Genomic DNA, 13,038 nt, shown 5'->3' on the forward strand with positions numbered 1-13,038 from the left:
TCACATTCTGAACACGCCAAACCGGGTTTCTTCGACCGGTTTGTTGAGTGCAGCAGACAGGCCAAGGCCAAGCACCATGCGGGTGTCAGCAGGGTCAATCACGCCATCATCCCAAAGGCGGGCGGACGCGTAATAGGGGTGGCCTTGTTCCTCGTATTGATCGCGGATCGGGGCCTTGAAGGCCTCTTGCTCGGCTTCCGGCCAGTGTTCGCCGCGCTTTTCGGCGGCATCGGCGCGAATTTGCGTCAGAACGTTCGCTGCCTGTTCACCGCCCATGACCGAAATACGGGCATTTGGCCACATCCACAAGAAGCGCGGGCTGTATGCGCGACCACACATGCCATAGTTGCCAGCCCCAAAGGATCCACCGATAAGAACGGTGAATTTCGGTACATTGGCGGTGGCAACTGCGGTGACAAGCTTCGCGCCATCCTTGGCAATGCCGCCGCTTTCATATTTGCGGCCAATCATGAAGCCGGTGATGTTTTGCAGGAACACCAGCGGAATGCCGCGTTGTGCGCAAAGCTCGATGAAATGCGCCCCCTTAAGCGCGCTTTCGGAAAACAGGATGCCATTATTGGCAATGATGCCGACCGGATAGCCAAAGATGCGGGCAAAGCCGGTGACCAACGTCGTACCGTACTGTGCCTTGAACTCATCAAAGTCGGAGCCATCAACGATGCGGGCGATGATTTCGCGCACGTCATAGGGCTTTTTGGTGTCGGTCGGGACCACGCCATAAATCTCGCGCGGGTCATAGGCCGGGGCGCGCGGCTCGGTCAAAGTCAGGCCAGGGTTCTTCGTCCAATTGAGGTTCTTGACGATATCGCGCGCAATCGACAATGCGTGGCTGTCATCCTGTGCATAATGGTCGGTTACACCGGACGTTTTGCAGTGAACATCAGCCCCGCCAAGATCCTCGGCCGAGACGACTTCACCGGTAGCGGCCTTCACCAGCGGCGGACCGCCGAGGAAGATCGTGCCTTGTTTGCGGACAATAATGCTTTCATCCGACATCGCCGGGACGTAAGCACCACCCGCGGTGCAGGACCCCATGACAACCGCGATTTGCGGGATGCCTTTGGACGACATGGTTGCCTGGTTAAAGAAGATGCGTCCGAAATGGTCGCGATCCGGGAACACATCATCCTGACGGGGCAGGTTGGCCCCGCCGCTATCGACCAGATAGATGCAGGGCAGATTGTTTTCGAGTGCGATTTCCTGTGCGCGAAGATGCTTCTTCACCGTCATCGGATAGTAGGAACCACCCTTGACCGTGGCGTCATTGGCGACAATCACGCATTCAACGCCTGAAACACGGCCAATGCCGGTAATGATGCCGGCTGCCGGAACGTCTTCATCGCCATACATGCCATGTGCGGCAAGTTGGGAGAGTTCCAGAAACGGGGAGCCGACATCAAGAAGCTGGCGAATACGTTCACGCGGCAGCAATTTGCCCCGCCCGGTATGACGATCACGGGCGCGTTCACCGCCGCCCAGTTTGACCGCAGCGATTTGATCGCGCAAATCCGCAACCAGCTTTTCCATATGTTCGGCATTGTTGCGGAATTCTTCGGAACGGGCGTTCACCGCAGATTTCAGTACCGTCATCGTCCGTTTTCACCGTTTTTTTGTTATGGGCAAATCGGCCCGCGTGCAGGGTGTTTATGGCTGTTGTTATCGGTGAAGTTTACGTAAACGTCAATATTAAATCGGTATTTCAGTACCGAAATTAACTATATGCTATCAAATCACCCATAGCGTTTAGCGCATATGGGTTGTTTGCAGATGACCAGTGGTCGCCATAAAATCGCAGCCGATCCTTATTTTGATCGATCGTGTCTTGGGAATGCGGGCGAAAAAATAATGTCATACCGGACTTTGATCTGTTTGGTTTTTTGTTCATGTGTTGCTGTGGTTTTCGGACAAAGGTCCGCGCATGCGCAAGATACGCTTCATGAAATTCATTGGCTTAAGGCAGATGTGCCGCCGATTGGTATTGGCAGCGGGCCGTTGGCGGGCAAGGGGCTTCATGGCGGGATCCTTGATATATTGTTCGGTGCGTCGCTTGATCCCGACATGGTGAAGGGGCATGCCAATATGGCGCGTTTGTTTGCCTTGATGAAAACTGGAAACTACTGCGTACCTGGACTGATCCGGACCGCTGAGCGCGAAGAGGTTGTCTATTTTTCCGAGCAGCCAAGCGCGGTTCTTGAGAGCAGTCACCTGGTGTATTCGCCGGATAACCGAAAGCTTCGTGAAGCGATTGATGACAAGGTCTCGCTGGCGCAGTTGCTTGACGCGGGCTTTGTCGTCGGAATCGGGGCGGGCATTTCGTATGGCGAAGAAACAGACAGGATCATTCAGCGCTATTCAAACTCAGACAGCGTCATTCGACATCCCACGCCCAATTTCCTGGCGCCGATGTTGTCGATGATTGAAATAAAACGTGTGGACTTTTCGCTGGCGCCACCTTGGGCATTGACGTGGTTTCTGGTCAATCAAAAGAACGGTCTTGGTGGTGATAGCGCCCCGATGATCGTTACCCACCCATTCCGCGAGGCATCAGAAAAAATCAACTACCACGTAGTTTGCACCAAGAATGCTTGGGGCAAGAAAGCGGTCGCCATGATCGATGAAGTGCTTGCACGCGATGATATCCGCCAAGCTCTTGCACGCAATGCGCAAATCTGGTTGTCCACCACGAAAGTGCAAGAAAAAGTCGTTAAGTAGAAAGGCTGATCTGCTCCTTCCAGAAGAGCTTGTTCTGCATTCAACGGCGACGTTTGACGGGTGCTACTGCCCGGGCTTGTCTGTTGTGCTGCCAAGTGTGAGTTTGCGCAGTGAAATCCACTGGGCGAGCTGATCGATGCGGTCATTCCCGAAGAAAGGTTCGTCCTCGTAGAAGAAGAAGGGCGATCCAAAGGCACCCATCTTGATCGCGTCCTCGGTAACAGCGCGGACATGGTCTTTCCATTTCTGGGATTCGACGGCGGCACGCATTTCGGATGCATTGATGGAATGGCGGGTTGCGGCGGCAAAGACGTTTTCCGGGTTGGACATATCAAGTCCATCAGCGAAATAGCCGCGATAAATATCCTTGGCGAACTTGCGCGCCAGCATCGGTGAGCGCGATTCAATCCAGTAATAGGCCCGGGTCGGTACAAGGGCCGCATAGGGAAAGTTTTCGGGGATGCTGAATGGAACGTTTTGCAGGCGTGCACAGCGTTCCATGTCGTGACGGAAATAAGGACCGCGGATCGGTTGATCCAGAAGCGGGCTTTGCCCGGTCTGTTTGAAGGCGGCGCCAATCATGAAGGGGCGCCAGACGACGGTCACGCCATGACGGGCTTCAAACTCTTCCATCCGTTCGGCGGCCAGATACCCGTAAGGTGACGAGAAATCAAAATAGAAGCTGACCTCAGACATGTTTCTGCACCCGCTTTCTGTAACTGATTCTACCAGAAATTGTTATATGCAGGTCTTATGCCTGCTTTTCGGGTGTGATTTTGATCTATTAAGTTGTTGCAAATCAACAAAAAAATTAACAGATCCTAGTCCTGGTTACGGGATGACAATGCCTGGCCGGACTTTCACTTCTTCCATAACGACATATGTATGAGTCTGACCGACACCCTGAACAGAAGACAGGCGTTCGAGGAACTCGCGATAAGCATACATGTCCTCAACGCGTAGTTTGGCAAGATAGTCAAAACCACCCGCGACCATGTGGCATTCTTCGATTTCAGGGAGCTTCTTAATCGCAGCGGCGAAAACGTCAAAAACATCGGGTGTGGTGCGGTCAAGGATGATTTCAACGAACACGACCAGCGACTGGTTAAGTTTCCGCGGGTCAAGTGTTGCCATATAGCCGGTAATAAAGCCGTGCTGCTCAAGCCGGCGGACGCGTTCAAGGCACGGTGTCGGGCTCAGATGGACCCGGCGTGATAGCTCGACATTGGACATGCGGCCATCATTTTGCAGCTCGCGGAGGATCTGTTTGTCGATCTTGTCGAGGCTTTTGTGGTTCTTCTGCATTATCGATATCCAGCCAGTGTTTGTGACTACAGGAATGTAAAAACCGTGGATGATATATCGTATTTTTTGCAAAATTGGCAGCACATTTTTCGAGTGAAATAATATTGTCGGTCAACATAGAGGTGCAACAGGCCCCGAAGCGCTTGAAAAACGTGCGTTCTTCGGAGTTGGCAAAAGTCAGATATCAGGGAGAGGCTTTAAAATATGTTCCGTACCGAACTGCCCCAACCAAATGAAATTCGCCAGACGATCCGCGATTCCTATCGTGCCGATGAAGAGGCTGTCGTTGAGCGCATGATTGAAGCGGCGCGTCTTTCCCCGGAACAGACCGCGCGTGTTCAGGATCGCGCCTATCAGCTTGTCGCGCGCGTCCGCGAAGCCGATAACGGCAAAAGCGGTATTGATGCCCTGCTGCATGAATATGAACTGTCCAGCAAGGAAGGCGTCATCCTGATGTGTCTGGCCGAGGCATTGCTGCGTGTTCCGGATGCAGTCACGGCCGACAAACTCATTCAGGACAAGCTGTTTGACGCCGACTGGCAAAGCCATCTGGGCCATTCCGACAGCTTCTTTGTCAATGCGTCGACCTGGGGGCTGATGCTGACCGGGCGGGTGATCAAGTTCGGCAAGGCGGAAAAAGCCGACCCGGGTCGTCTGATCAAACGCATGATCGGCCGTTCGGGCGAGCCGGTCATTCGCAAGGCCTTTAACCATGCGATGCGGATCATGGGTCGCCAGTTCGTGATGGGTCGCACCATTGACGAGGCATCTGAGCGCGCCAAGGCAAACGAAGAAAAAGGCTATCGTTATTCCTATGACATGCTGGGCGAGGCCGCCCGCACGATGGAAGACGCCGATCGCTATTACAAGGCCTATGAAACCGCCATTCACGATATCGGGCGCGTTGCCAATGGCCGTGGACCGATTGACAGCCCGGGTATCTCTGTGAAGCTGTCGGCGATCCACCCGCGCTACGACTTTGCCAATTACGAACGGGTGATGACCGAACTGACCCCGCGCCTTAAGGAACTGGCACTTCTGGCCAAAAAATATGATATCGGCTTCACCGTCGATGCCGAAGAAGCCAACCGTCTTGACCTGTCACTTGATGTGATTGGTGCGGTCTTTGCCGATCCTGACCTTGATGGCTGGGAAGGCTATGGGCTTGCGGTTCAGGCGTATCAGAAGCGCGCATATCATGTTCTGGAATGGCTGGCGGATCTTTCGACCAAGGTCGGGCGCAAGATGATGGTGCGCTTGGTCAAAGGTGCCTATTGGGATACCGAAGTCAAATTCAGTCAGGAAAACGGTTTTGACGGCTATCCGGTCTTTACCCGCAAGGCATCGACCGATGTGTCCTATTTGGCCTGCGCGAAATACATGCTGTCGCGGCGCGATGCGTTTTATTGCCAGTTCGCCAGCCACAATGCCCACACCGTTGCATCGGTTCTGGAAATGGCAGGCAATGACCGCACCTTTGAATTCCAGCGCCTGCATGGCATGGGCGAAGCGCTCTATGAGCAGATTGTCGACAAAAACGGCGAAAACGTTCCGTGCCGAGTCTATGCGCCGGTCGGCACCCACGAAGACCTTCTGGCCTATCTGGTCCGTCGTCTTCTGGAAAACGGGGCAAACACCAGCTTTGTGAACCGCATTCAGGATGAACAGCTGCCGATCGAGGAAATGATCGCCGATCCCATCGAAAAGATGGCGGCCCTGCCGCGCAAAGGCCATCCGAAGATCCCGGCACCGATTGATCTGTATGGCGCAACCCGGGTGAACTCGCGCGGGATTGACCTGACAGATACCGAAAAGCTGCTGCCGCTGAGTGCCAAGCTTGCCGAAATCAAGGACAAGACCTGGAACGCAGCCCCACTGATTGATGGCAAACTTGTCTCGGGGACGCCGGTTGATGTGATGAACCCGGCCAAGCTTGATGAGAAGGTCGGGGATCTTGTGCAGGCGACCGAGGCCGATGTTGAAGCCGCCGTGGTTGCAGCCGTCAAGGGCTATGAAACCTGGAACAAAACACCGGCAAGTGACCGGGCAACCGCCCTGCGTCGTTTGGGTGATCTGCTTGAAGAAAACATGGACGAGTTCATCGCGCTCTGTCAGCGCGAAGCGGGCAAGCTTTATCTCGATGGTGTTGCCGAGGTGCGCGAGGCCGTCGATTTTTGCCGCTATTATGCCAACCGGGCCGAAGAAACCTTCCGCGAAGGCAGCCCGCTTGAAGGTCGTGGCGTTATTGTCTGCATCAGCCCGTGGAACTTCCCGCTTGCGATCTTCCTGGGGCAGGTGACCGCAGCGCTGGCAGCAGGAAATGCTGTCATTGCCAAACCGGCAGAGCAGACTTCACTGGTTGCAGCACGTGCGGCAGAACTGATCCTTGAATCCGGTGTGCCGGGCTCCGCGTTCCAACTGGTGCCTGGTCCGGGGCGCGTGATTGGCAATCAGCTGATCAATGATCCGCGTATTGCCGGTGTGGCCTTCACCGGGTCGACCGAAACTGCACAGTTGATCAACCAGGCGCTGGCAAAGCGTCCGGGTGTTCCGTTGCCGCTGATTGCCGAGACCGGGGGCCAGAATGCGATGATCGTTGATTCAACCGCACTGCCCGAACAGGTGGTGCAGGATGCGATCATTTCCGGTTTCCAGTCGGCTGGTCAGCGTTGCTCGGCACTGCGTGTTCTGTTTGTTCAGGAAGACATTGCTGACAAGCTGTGTGAGATGCTGGTCGGTGCGATGAAGGAGCTTCGCGTCGGGGATCCGAAATTCCTTGATATTGATGTTGGTCCGGTGATTGATGAGAAATCGCGCAAGGTGCTTGAAGCCCATGCCGAACGCATGAAAAAGGAAGCCAAGCTTCTGCATGCCTGTGACACGCTGCCGGAATGCGAAGGCGGGAATTTCTTTGCCCCGCATTGCTTCGAAATTCCGTCGATTGAGGTGCTTGAACGTGAAGTGTTTGGCCCGGTTGTGCATGTGGTGCGGTACAAGGCACGTGATATGGATAAGATTCTTGATCAGATCAATGCGTCCGGCTATGGCCTGACCCTTGGCATCCATTCGCGTATTGATACGACCGTGCGCGAAATTTCCCATAAGCTGCGCGTTGGCAACTGCTATGTAAACCGCAACCAGATCGGTGCCGTGGTTGGTGTGCAGCCGTTCGGCGGGCAGGGCAAATCGGGGACCGGTCCGAAGGCCGGTGGCCCGCACTATGTCGAACGTTTCGCCAAGCCGGTCGCACATGCAGATATGGTTTCTGCCGATGATGTTTCAGATGATCGCGCGCCGATCATCGTCAAGGATGTGATTGCGACCAACGAATATGCTGCAATGCTGTCTGCTCAGGAAGAATGGCAGGCAACAGATGGCAATGCGCGGGTCAACATCCTTGAAAAGCTGTCTGCCAAGATGGAGACATCTGGCAATGAGGCCCTGATCGAAGGGGCAGATCATATTGCGAACTTTGCCGCCCTTTCGGAAAACGGTTTTGTCGCGCCGACCCGGATGCCCGGACCGACCGGCGAGACCAACGACCTGTATTGTCAGGGCCGTGGGGTTTACCTGATCCAGGCAGACAAGGATGCGAAACCGGCAAAGGTCATCCGTCATCTTGGGGCGGCGCTGGCGGCAGGCAACGCGGTTATTCTTGCGGGCGATCAGAAGTGGCTTGCTGATATCCCGGCACTCGCACAGAAGGCGGGTCTTCCGGCAAAGCTTGTTAAGACGGTTGGAACCAACACCGGACTGGGGGCGATGTATGATGGTGATATCGCCGGGGTGTCCTGTGTGGCATCGCTTGATCGGGTAACCTCATTCAAGCAGCTTCTGGCCAAGCGCGAAGGCGCGATCCTGTCGCTGATTTCCGATAGCGGGGCCGAGGATGATGGCGCATTGCCTGATGAAGCGTTCCTGCATCGTTTTGCGACTGAAAAGACGATCACGATCAACACCACGGCGGCGGGCGGTAACGCATCGCTGATGTCGATGGAAGAAGATTGATCTGCAAGATGGGCATGTCAGATGGACCGGGACGAAATTCCCGGTCCATTTTTCTTTCTTTTATTCGTGATCTCTGATGTAGGATGTGCTCGCCTGAACGCGGTCGGGCTTTTTTTCGTCAAAATTGGCTGCAATAGCTATTGGTCGGAACAGTTGACGTCCTGCGGCGTTTGAACTGACGCAAGAAGATTGACCCATGTCAGGCAGGCATGAACAAGGAGAACAGGAATGATCAAGGTAAACCGCGGCATTGGCCGTGTTCTGAAAACGGTATCGGTATGTGCGCTGCTGGCGGTACCGCTGGCGGCCTGCGGACCGCTGCAAATGCCGTTGGAAGACCGCACCGGCAATGATCAGTGGCAAGATACCCAGATCAAGTCTGGCATCCTTGGCGAGTTCTCCAAGGTCGATCACACCTATCTGATGGATGTGAATATCGACATCTGGGAACAGAATGTCATGGTCACCGGCATGGTGGATTCCAAGGGCAAGTATTATGACGTCATGTCGCTGGTCAAACAGGATAACCGGATCAAAACGGTCTATGACCATCTGGTAATTGCCGATCAGGAAACGATTGATGCCTATCACCGGGCCGAAGATGAATACGGCAAGAACGCCGTTCCGACCGATTCGGCAACCCAGTCGGTGTCCGACGTCTGGATCGAAAGCCAGATCAAGGCATTGTTATTGGCCGAAAAAGGTGTGAGCTCCGTCAATTATCGTTGGCAGTCGGTGCAGAATGTCGTCTACATCATGGGCGAAGCCCAAAGCGATGCAGAGCTTGAAAAGGTCCTGTCGATCGTGCGCCGGATCAAAGGTGTGACCAAGGTGGTTAGCCACATCGCAAAGGCCTGATCACTTTTATCGCCTTGTGATGAAACAGTTTTTCGAAAATTCCCCGCAGGCGTTCGGCCTTGCGGGGAATTTTTTTGTCCGGGTTTGTTGCAAAAGTGTTTGAAAACCATTCGCATTTATCTTAGAGGTGGCGATACGTAATTAATAACTGATTGCAATCGCACCATGTATGTCTGCATTTGTAATGCGCTTAAGGAAAAAGACGTCCGCCGTGCCGCCGAGCAGGGCGGGGCGACACGTCCGGCGGAAGTTTTCCGTTTCCATGGTTGCGCGCCGCAATGTGGCAAATGTGCTTGCCACATGCGCGCAGAACTGCTTCAGGCCAAGACCTGCGGCAATTGCGATTGTGATGATGCAGCAGCTGTGACGGCAAATATCGAACCGATTGCCGCCGAGTAAGCTACTTCGGGATATTCAGGCAAAACGAAAAAGGCGAGGCCTATGCGGCTTCGCCTTTGTTGTTTGTGCATGATGCTGCTTGATCAGCACCGTTACTTTTTCAGGCCAAAGCGTTCCTCGGCCAAGCGGTCGGCGACAAAGCCGGTCGACAGGTCCTGGTCCTTGGCGCGTTCAAAAATCTCGCGCACGGTCTCACCAATGCCTTCGATATGCATGTTGGTTTCGGCAACCGTTTTGCCTTCACGGCAGTAATAGACTTCGATGACACCGCCGGCATTGATCACGTAATCCGGGGCATACAAAATCCCGGCTTCGCGCAACATCTCGCCATGGCGATCATCTTCAAGCTGGTTATTGGCTGCACCGGCGATCACGCCAACCTTGAGTTCCGCGATAGTACGGTCATTGATCACCCCGCCAAGGGCACAAGGGGCAAGGATATCGGCTTCAAACGACAGGATTTCATCCACCGGAACCGCGGTTGCGCCAAATTCCATGGCAGCGGCCTTCATGCTGGCGGCATTCAGGTCCGCAACAATCAGCTTGGCCCCGGCGGCATGCAGCATCCGGCACAAGTGGTAGCCGACATGCCCCAGACCCTGCACCGCGACCCGCATGCCCGCAAGGTCGTCGCTGCCATGTTTGAAGCGCACCGCTTCCTTAAGCCCGATGAAAACGCCATAGGCGGTAAAGGGGGATGGATCACCTGTGCGTTCCGGGTCCTTGCCATCATTGATGCCACCGACATGCTTGGTCTGGCTTGCGATATAGCCCATGTCTTCGGGGCTGGTGCCGACATCCTCGGCAACGATATAGCGACCGCCAAGTTGTTCAACAGCGCGACCCATTGCGCGGAAGAATTCTGGCGTCTTTTGACTGCGCGGATCACCGATAATGACCGACTTGCCGCCGCCAAGCGGAAGGTTGGCGAGGGCGGATTTGTAAGTCATGCCGCGCGACAGGCGCAAAACATCATGGATGGCGTCCTGTTCGCTGGCATAGGGCCACATGCGACAGCCGCCCAGTGACGGGCCAAGGTTGGTGTTGTGGACCGCGATGATGGTTTTCAGGCCGGTGGTTTTGTCGCTGGCAAAGACGACCTGTTCGTGGTCATCAAAGGCGATATCGGAAAAGACGTTCATCCTCTTGCAGCCTCCTGGCAGCATCATTTTTCTGGTGCAGGCTGTTTCCTGCTTATCCCTTTATGTTTGATGCATCGCGCATTGGATCAATTTTTAATTCCGCGAATGTGCAAAAAAGATCGTTTTGGTTGAGGGGCTGCTTTGGTGTGGAATTATTCGGAGTTTGCCAAAGCTGCATTGTAATTTTATTGCGCGCACTGTGCGCTGCAGCATCTTCGCTGTTTGAAGGTAGGCGGCATTTTCGATCCGACCGAGATTCTTTTGTGGGTGAAATTGGTCGGTTTCAGCCTGGCTTTTATGGTGCAGTGCACTGGCGGCGATTTGTCCTGAATCAGGGCATTCGTCATGCGCCTATGCCAAATTCGCACTTGAAACCGGAGCAATTAATCTGGAAGTATCAATTAACCGGATAATTTACGGCTCGTTAAGGTGCGAAACGTAGACTCACGGTTGGGTATCTTGTGATTGAGATTCCCGGTTCAGGACAGGTTGGCGTCTGGGCGGCGCCAGCGAACAAAATATAAGGAGAGCGGCGGATATGTCTGCATTCACAGGCCATCGCCAAACCGTATATGAAGTTGAACTGCACAATCAGGCTGTGCGCGAATGTGTCAAAGAGAACCGATCCCACGACCTCTTTGATGACCGCTGGGCTGATGTTCAAACTCATGAAGTTGCGGCCAGCGACGAAACCAAGGCCCTTGCCATGATCGAAAATAGCTATCCGTCAGAAGATGGTTTCGTTGTCGATCACGTCAAACGCCTAGGATAACAGTCACCAAACATATTCGAAAAAAAAGCGTGGTCAGCTTTGCTGCCACGCTTTTTTTCTGAGCCGAACCTTCAAAACAAACCAGGTTTCATCGAGGCGATTTGGCCTATGACCTGAGCTTGCCCAGCATTTCCCGCCCCTTGGCAACGGCAAATTTCTGTGCCTGCGAGAAGGTCGGGTTTGGCGGCATGATCAGGGCGTCAGGGTCAACCGGGACCTGAATGACGGTTGGCTTCTTGCTTGCAAACGCTTGAGACAGCGCGCTTGAAAGCTCCTTGATGTTTTCCGCACGCAGGCCAAGACAGCCACAGGCCTGGGCAATGGCCGCCATATCCGGGTTCTTAAAGGCGATTGCATGTTCCGGCAGACCTTTGGCTTCTTGTTCCAGTGCGATGAAGCCAAGCTTGCTGTTGTCAAAAACAACCGCCGTAATCGGCAGATCGTATTCGGCTGCGGTCAAAAGCTCACCCATCAGCATGTTGAATGCGCCGTCACCCGCAATGGCGATGACCTGACGATCAGGATAGGCAAGCTGCGCGCCATTGGCCCCGGAAAGGGCAAAAGCCATTGTGCCGAGCCCGGATGACAGGGTGAAACGCTGGTTGCGTTTTACCCGCAAATGCCGCGCGGCCCAGGCCGTGGTCGTTCCGGTATCAACCAGGAAAATGGCATTGTCGGCGGCATGGTCACCGATTGCGGACATGACGCTTGCGGGGTGAAGCGGGCTTTTGTCGGACTTCTCGATCTTTGACCAATCGTCTTGCTGATCCTTGACCTTATCGATCCAGTGTTTGCGCTGTGTTTCAGTGTCTTTGGGGGGGACGCGATCCAGAATACCCTGCACCGATAGCTTGGCACTACCGATCAACGGGGCATCAATATCAAGCCGTTTGCCGATCTGGCTGCGATTGCTATCGATCTGGATGGTTTTGGCGTCTTTGGGGAAAAATTCCTGATAGGGGAAATCGGCGCCAATGATGCACAGCAAATCGCAATCTTCGACAGAATCCTGACCCGGTTTGCCACCCAGAAGGCCCAGCCCACCAATGCAAATGGGATCGTCGTCATCAAGCCAGTCTTTGGCGCGCAGGGTTCTGACGATCGGTGCATCAATCCGGTGCGCCAGATCAAAGATCTCTTGGGCTGCTTCGGCACCACCGATACCAGCAAGAATGACGGGCTTCGATGCCTGATCAATCAGTTTGGCAGCGTGATCAAGGTTGTCGCTGGACGGAGAAACTTCACGGGTTGCCAGCAAGGTTGCAATATTGATCGGATCACCGGCGCAATCGGCACTGGCGATATTGTTCGGGATACAGACATGGGCGGGCGCACGATTTTCAATCGCGGCCTTGCAGGCTTCTTTGAGGATACGCGGGGCCTGTGCCGGATCCATGATCGTCTCGGAATAGACGGTCACGTCTTCGAACAGCTTTTTCAGGTCAACTTCCTGATGATACTCGGTGCCGATAAATTCCGAATCAACTTGGCCTGTGATGGCAAGAACCGGGGCATGGTCGTGACGGGCATCATAAAGGCCGTTCAGAAGATGGATGGCACCGCCACCCGCGGTGCCGACACAGCATGAAAGATTGCCAGTCAGTTTTGCCTGTGCGGATGCGGCAAAAGCACCACCTTCTTCATGCCGGACAAGGACGAAATCAATTTCATCCCTGTTTTCAAGGGCAAATGTAATGTCATTGATGGCGTCACCTGGGATGCCAAACACATGTTTGACGCCAAGATCACTCAGTAAATTGATTGCGATATCGGCAACTTTCATGGGGAAACTCCTTGGTTTCAGTCGTGAGAGAGCCGCAA

10 protein-coding genes are annotated in these 13,038 nt (G+C 54.3%); 5 read left to right on the plus strand and 5 right to left on the minus strand.

Annotated features, from left to right (window positions below):
* Positions 1–1,611, minus strand: a complete 1,611-nt coding sequence (locus B2T33_RS13060) for a carboxyl transferase domain-containing protein (RefSeq protein WP_197147203.1) — start codon at positions 1,609–1,611, stop codon at positions 1–3.
* A gap of 489 nt (positions 1,612–2,100) precedes the next feature.
* Here B2T33_RS13060 and B2T33_RS13065 point away from each other — a divergent pair, with 489 nt between their 5' ends.
* Entirely contained in the window at positions 2,101–2,733 is a 633-nt protein-coding gene (locus B2T33_RS13065) for a hypothetical protein (protein ID WP_286792266.1), read from the plus strand.
* A 63-nt stretch (positions 2,734–2,796) separates the two neighbouring features.
* Here B2T33_RS13065 and B2T33_RS13070 read toward each other — a convergent pair whose 3' ends face one another.
* Positions 2,797–3,429 (minus strand): 2-hydroxychromene-2-carboxylate isomerase, encoded by a 633-nt coding sequence (locus B2T33_RS13070; protein WP_286792267.1) that lies wholly within the window; start codon positions 3,427–3,429, stop codon positions 2,797–2,799.
* A gap of 135 nt (positions 3,430–3,564) precedes the next feature.
* A complete protein-coding gene (locus tag B2T33_RS13075) occupies positions 3,565–4,038 on the minus strand; it encodes an Lrp/AsnC ligand binding domain-containing protein (RefSeq protein WP_167724131.1) in 474 nt (157 codons plus the stop codon).
* Between the two features lie 204 nt (positions 4,039–4,242).
* Here B2T33_RS13075 and putA point away from each other — a divergent pair, with 204 nt between their 5' ends.
* The 3 genes from putA (at position 4,243) to B2T33_RS13090 (ending at position 9,303) form a co-directional block, all read left to right on the plus strand.
* Positions 4,243–8,046: a bifunctional proline dehydrogenase/L-glutamate gamma-semialdehyde dehydrogenase PutA gene (gene putA, locus B2T33_RS13080; RefSeq protein ID WP_286792268.1), complete on the plus strand. Its 3,804-nt coding sequence runs from the start codon at positions 4,243–4,245 to the stop codon at positions 8,044–8,046.
* A gap of 228 nt (positions 8,047–8,274) precedes the next feature.
* Positions 8,275–8,904, plus strand: coding sequence for a BON domain-containing protein (locus tag B2T33_RS13085; RefSeq protein WP_064781583.1), 630 nt, complete (start codon positions 8,275–8,277; stop codon positions 8,902–8,904).
* A 165-nt stretch (positions 8,905–9,069) separates the two neighbouring features.
* Positions 9,070–9,303, plus strand: a complete 234-nt coding sequence (locus B2T33_RS13090) for a (2Fe-2S)-binding protein (RefSeq protein ID WP_063088336.1) — start codon at positions 9,070–9,072, stop codon at positions 9,301–9,303.
* Between the two features lie 92 nt (positions 9,304–9,395).
* Here B2T33_RS13090 and B2T33_RS13095 read toward each other — a convergent pair whose 3' ends face one another.
* Positions 9,396–10,445, minus strand: coding sequence for a Glu/Leu/Phe/Val dehydrogenase dimerization domain-containing protein (locus B2T33_RS13095; protein WP_286792269.1), 1,050 nt, complete (start codon positions 10,443–10,445; stop codon positions 9,396–9,398).
* A gap of 538 nt (positions 10,446–10,983) precedes the next feature.
* Between B2T33_RS13095 and B2T33_RS13100 the strand changes: the two genes are divergently transcribed.
* Positions 10,984–11,217 carry a hypothetical protein gene (locus B2T33_RS13100; RefSeq protein ID WP_008890584.1) on the plus strand — a complete coding sequence of 78 codons (234 nt, stop codon included), beginning with the start codon at positions 10,984–10,986 and terminating at the stop codon, positions 11,215–11,217.
* A gap of 106 nt (positions 11,218–11,323) precedes the next feature.
* Here B2T33_RS13100 and B2T33_RS13105 read toward each other — a convergent pair whose 3' ends face one another.
* Positions 11,324–13,000, minus strand: coding sequence for a thiamine pyrophosphate-binding protein (locus B2T33_RS13105; RefSeq protein WP_197147209.1), 1,677 nt, complete (start codon positions 12,998–13,000; stop codon positions 11,324–11,326).
* Between the last annotated feature and the right edge of the window lie 38 nt (positions 13,001–13,038).

The sequence above is a fragment of the Thalassospira sp. UBA4513 genome (genome assembly GCF_002388495.1).
Taxonomy (GTDB): domain Bacteria; phylum Pseudomonadota; class Alphaproteobacteria; order Rhodospirillales; family Thalassospiraceae; genus Thalassospira; species Thalassospira tepidiphila.

Bases quoted from the DNA above. Each gene is read 5' to 3' on its own strand.
- B2T33_RS13100 (WP_008890584.1), top strand. From the start codon at position 10,984: ATGTCTGCATTCACAGGCCATCGCCAAACCGTATATGAAGTTGAACTG.
- B2T33_RS13085 (WP_064781583.1), top strand. From the start codon at position 8,275: ATGATCAAGGTAAACCGCGGCATTGGCCGTGTTCTGAAAACGGTATCG.
- B2T33_RS13075 (WP_167724131.1), bottom strand. From the start codon at position 4,038: ATGCAGAAGAACCACAAAAGCCTCGACAAGATCGACAAACAGATCCTC.
- B2T33_RS13070 (WP_286792267.1), bottom strand. From the start codon at position 3,429: ATGTCTGAGGTCAGCTTCTATTTTGATTTCTCGTCACCTTACGGGTAT.
- putA (WP_286792268.1), top strand. From the start codon at position 4,243: ATGTTCCGTACCGAACTGCCCCAACCAAATGAAATTCGCCAGACGATC.
- B2T33_RS13060 (WP_197147203.1), bottom strand. From the start codon at position 1,611: ATGACGGTACTGAAATCTGCGGTGAACGCCCGTTCCGAAGAATTCCGC.
- B2T33_RS13095 (WP_286792269.1), bottom strand. From the start codon at position 10,445: ATGAACGTCTTTTCCGATATCGCCTTTGATGACCACGAACAGGTCGTC.
- B2T33_RS13090 (WP_063088336.1), top strand. From the start codon at position 9,070: ATGTATGTCTGCATTTGTAATGCGCTTAAGGAAAAAGACGTCCGCCGT.
- B2T33_RS13065 (WP_286792266.1), top strand. From the start codon at position 2,101: ATGGCGCGTTTGTTTGCCTTGATGAAAACTGGAAACTACTGCGTACCT.
- B2T33_RS13105 (WP_197147209.1), bottom strand. From the start codon at position 13,000: ATGAAAGTTGCCGATATCGCAATCAATTTACTGAGTGATCTTGGCGTC.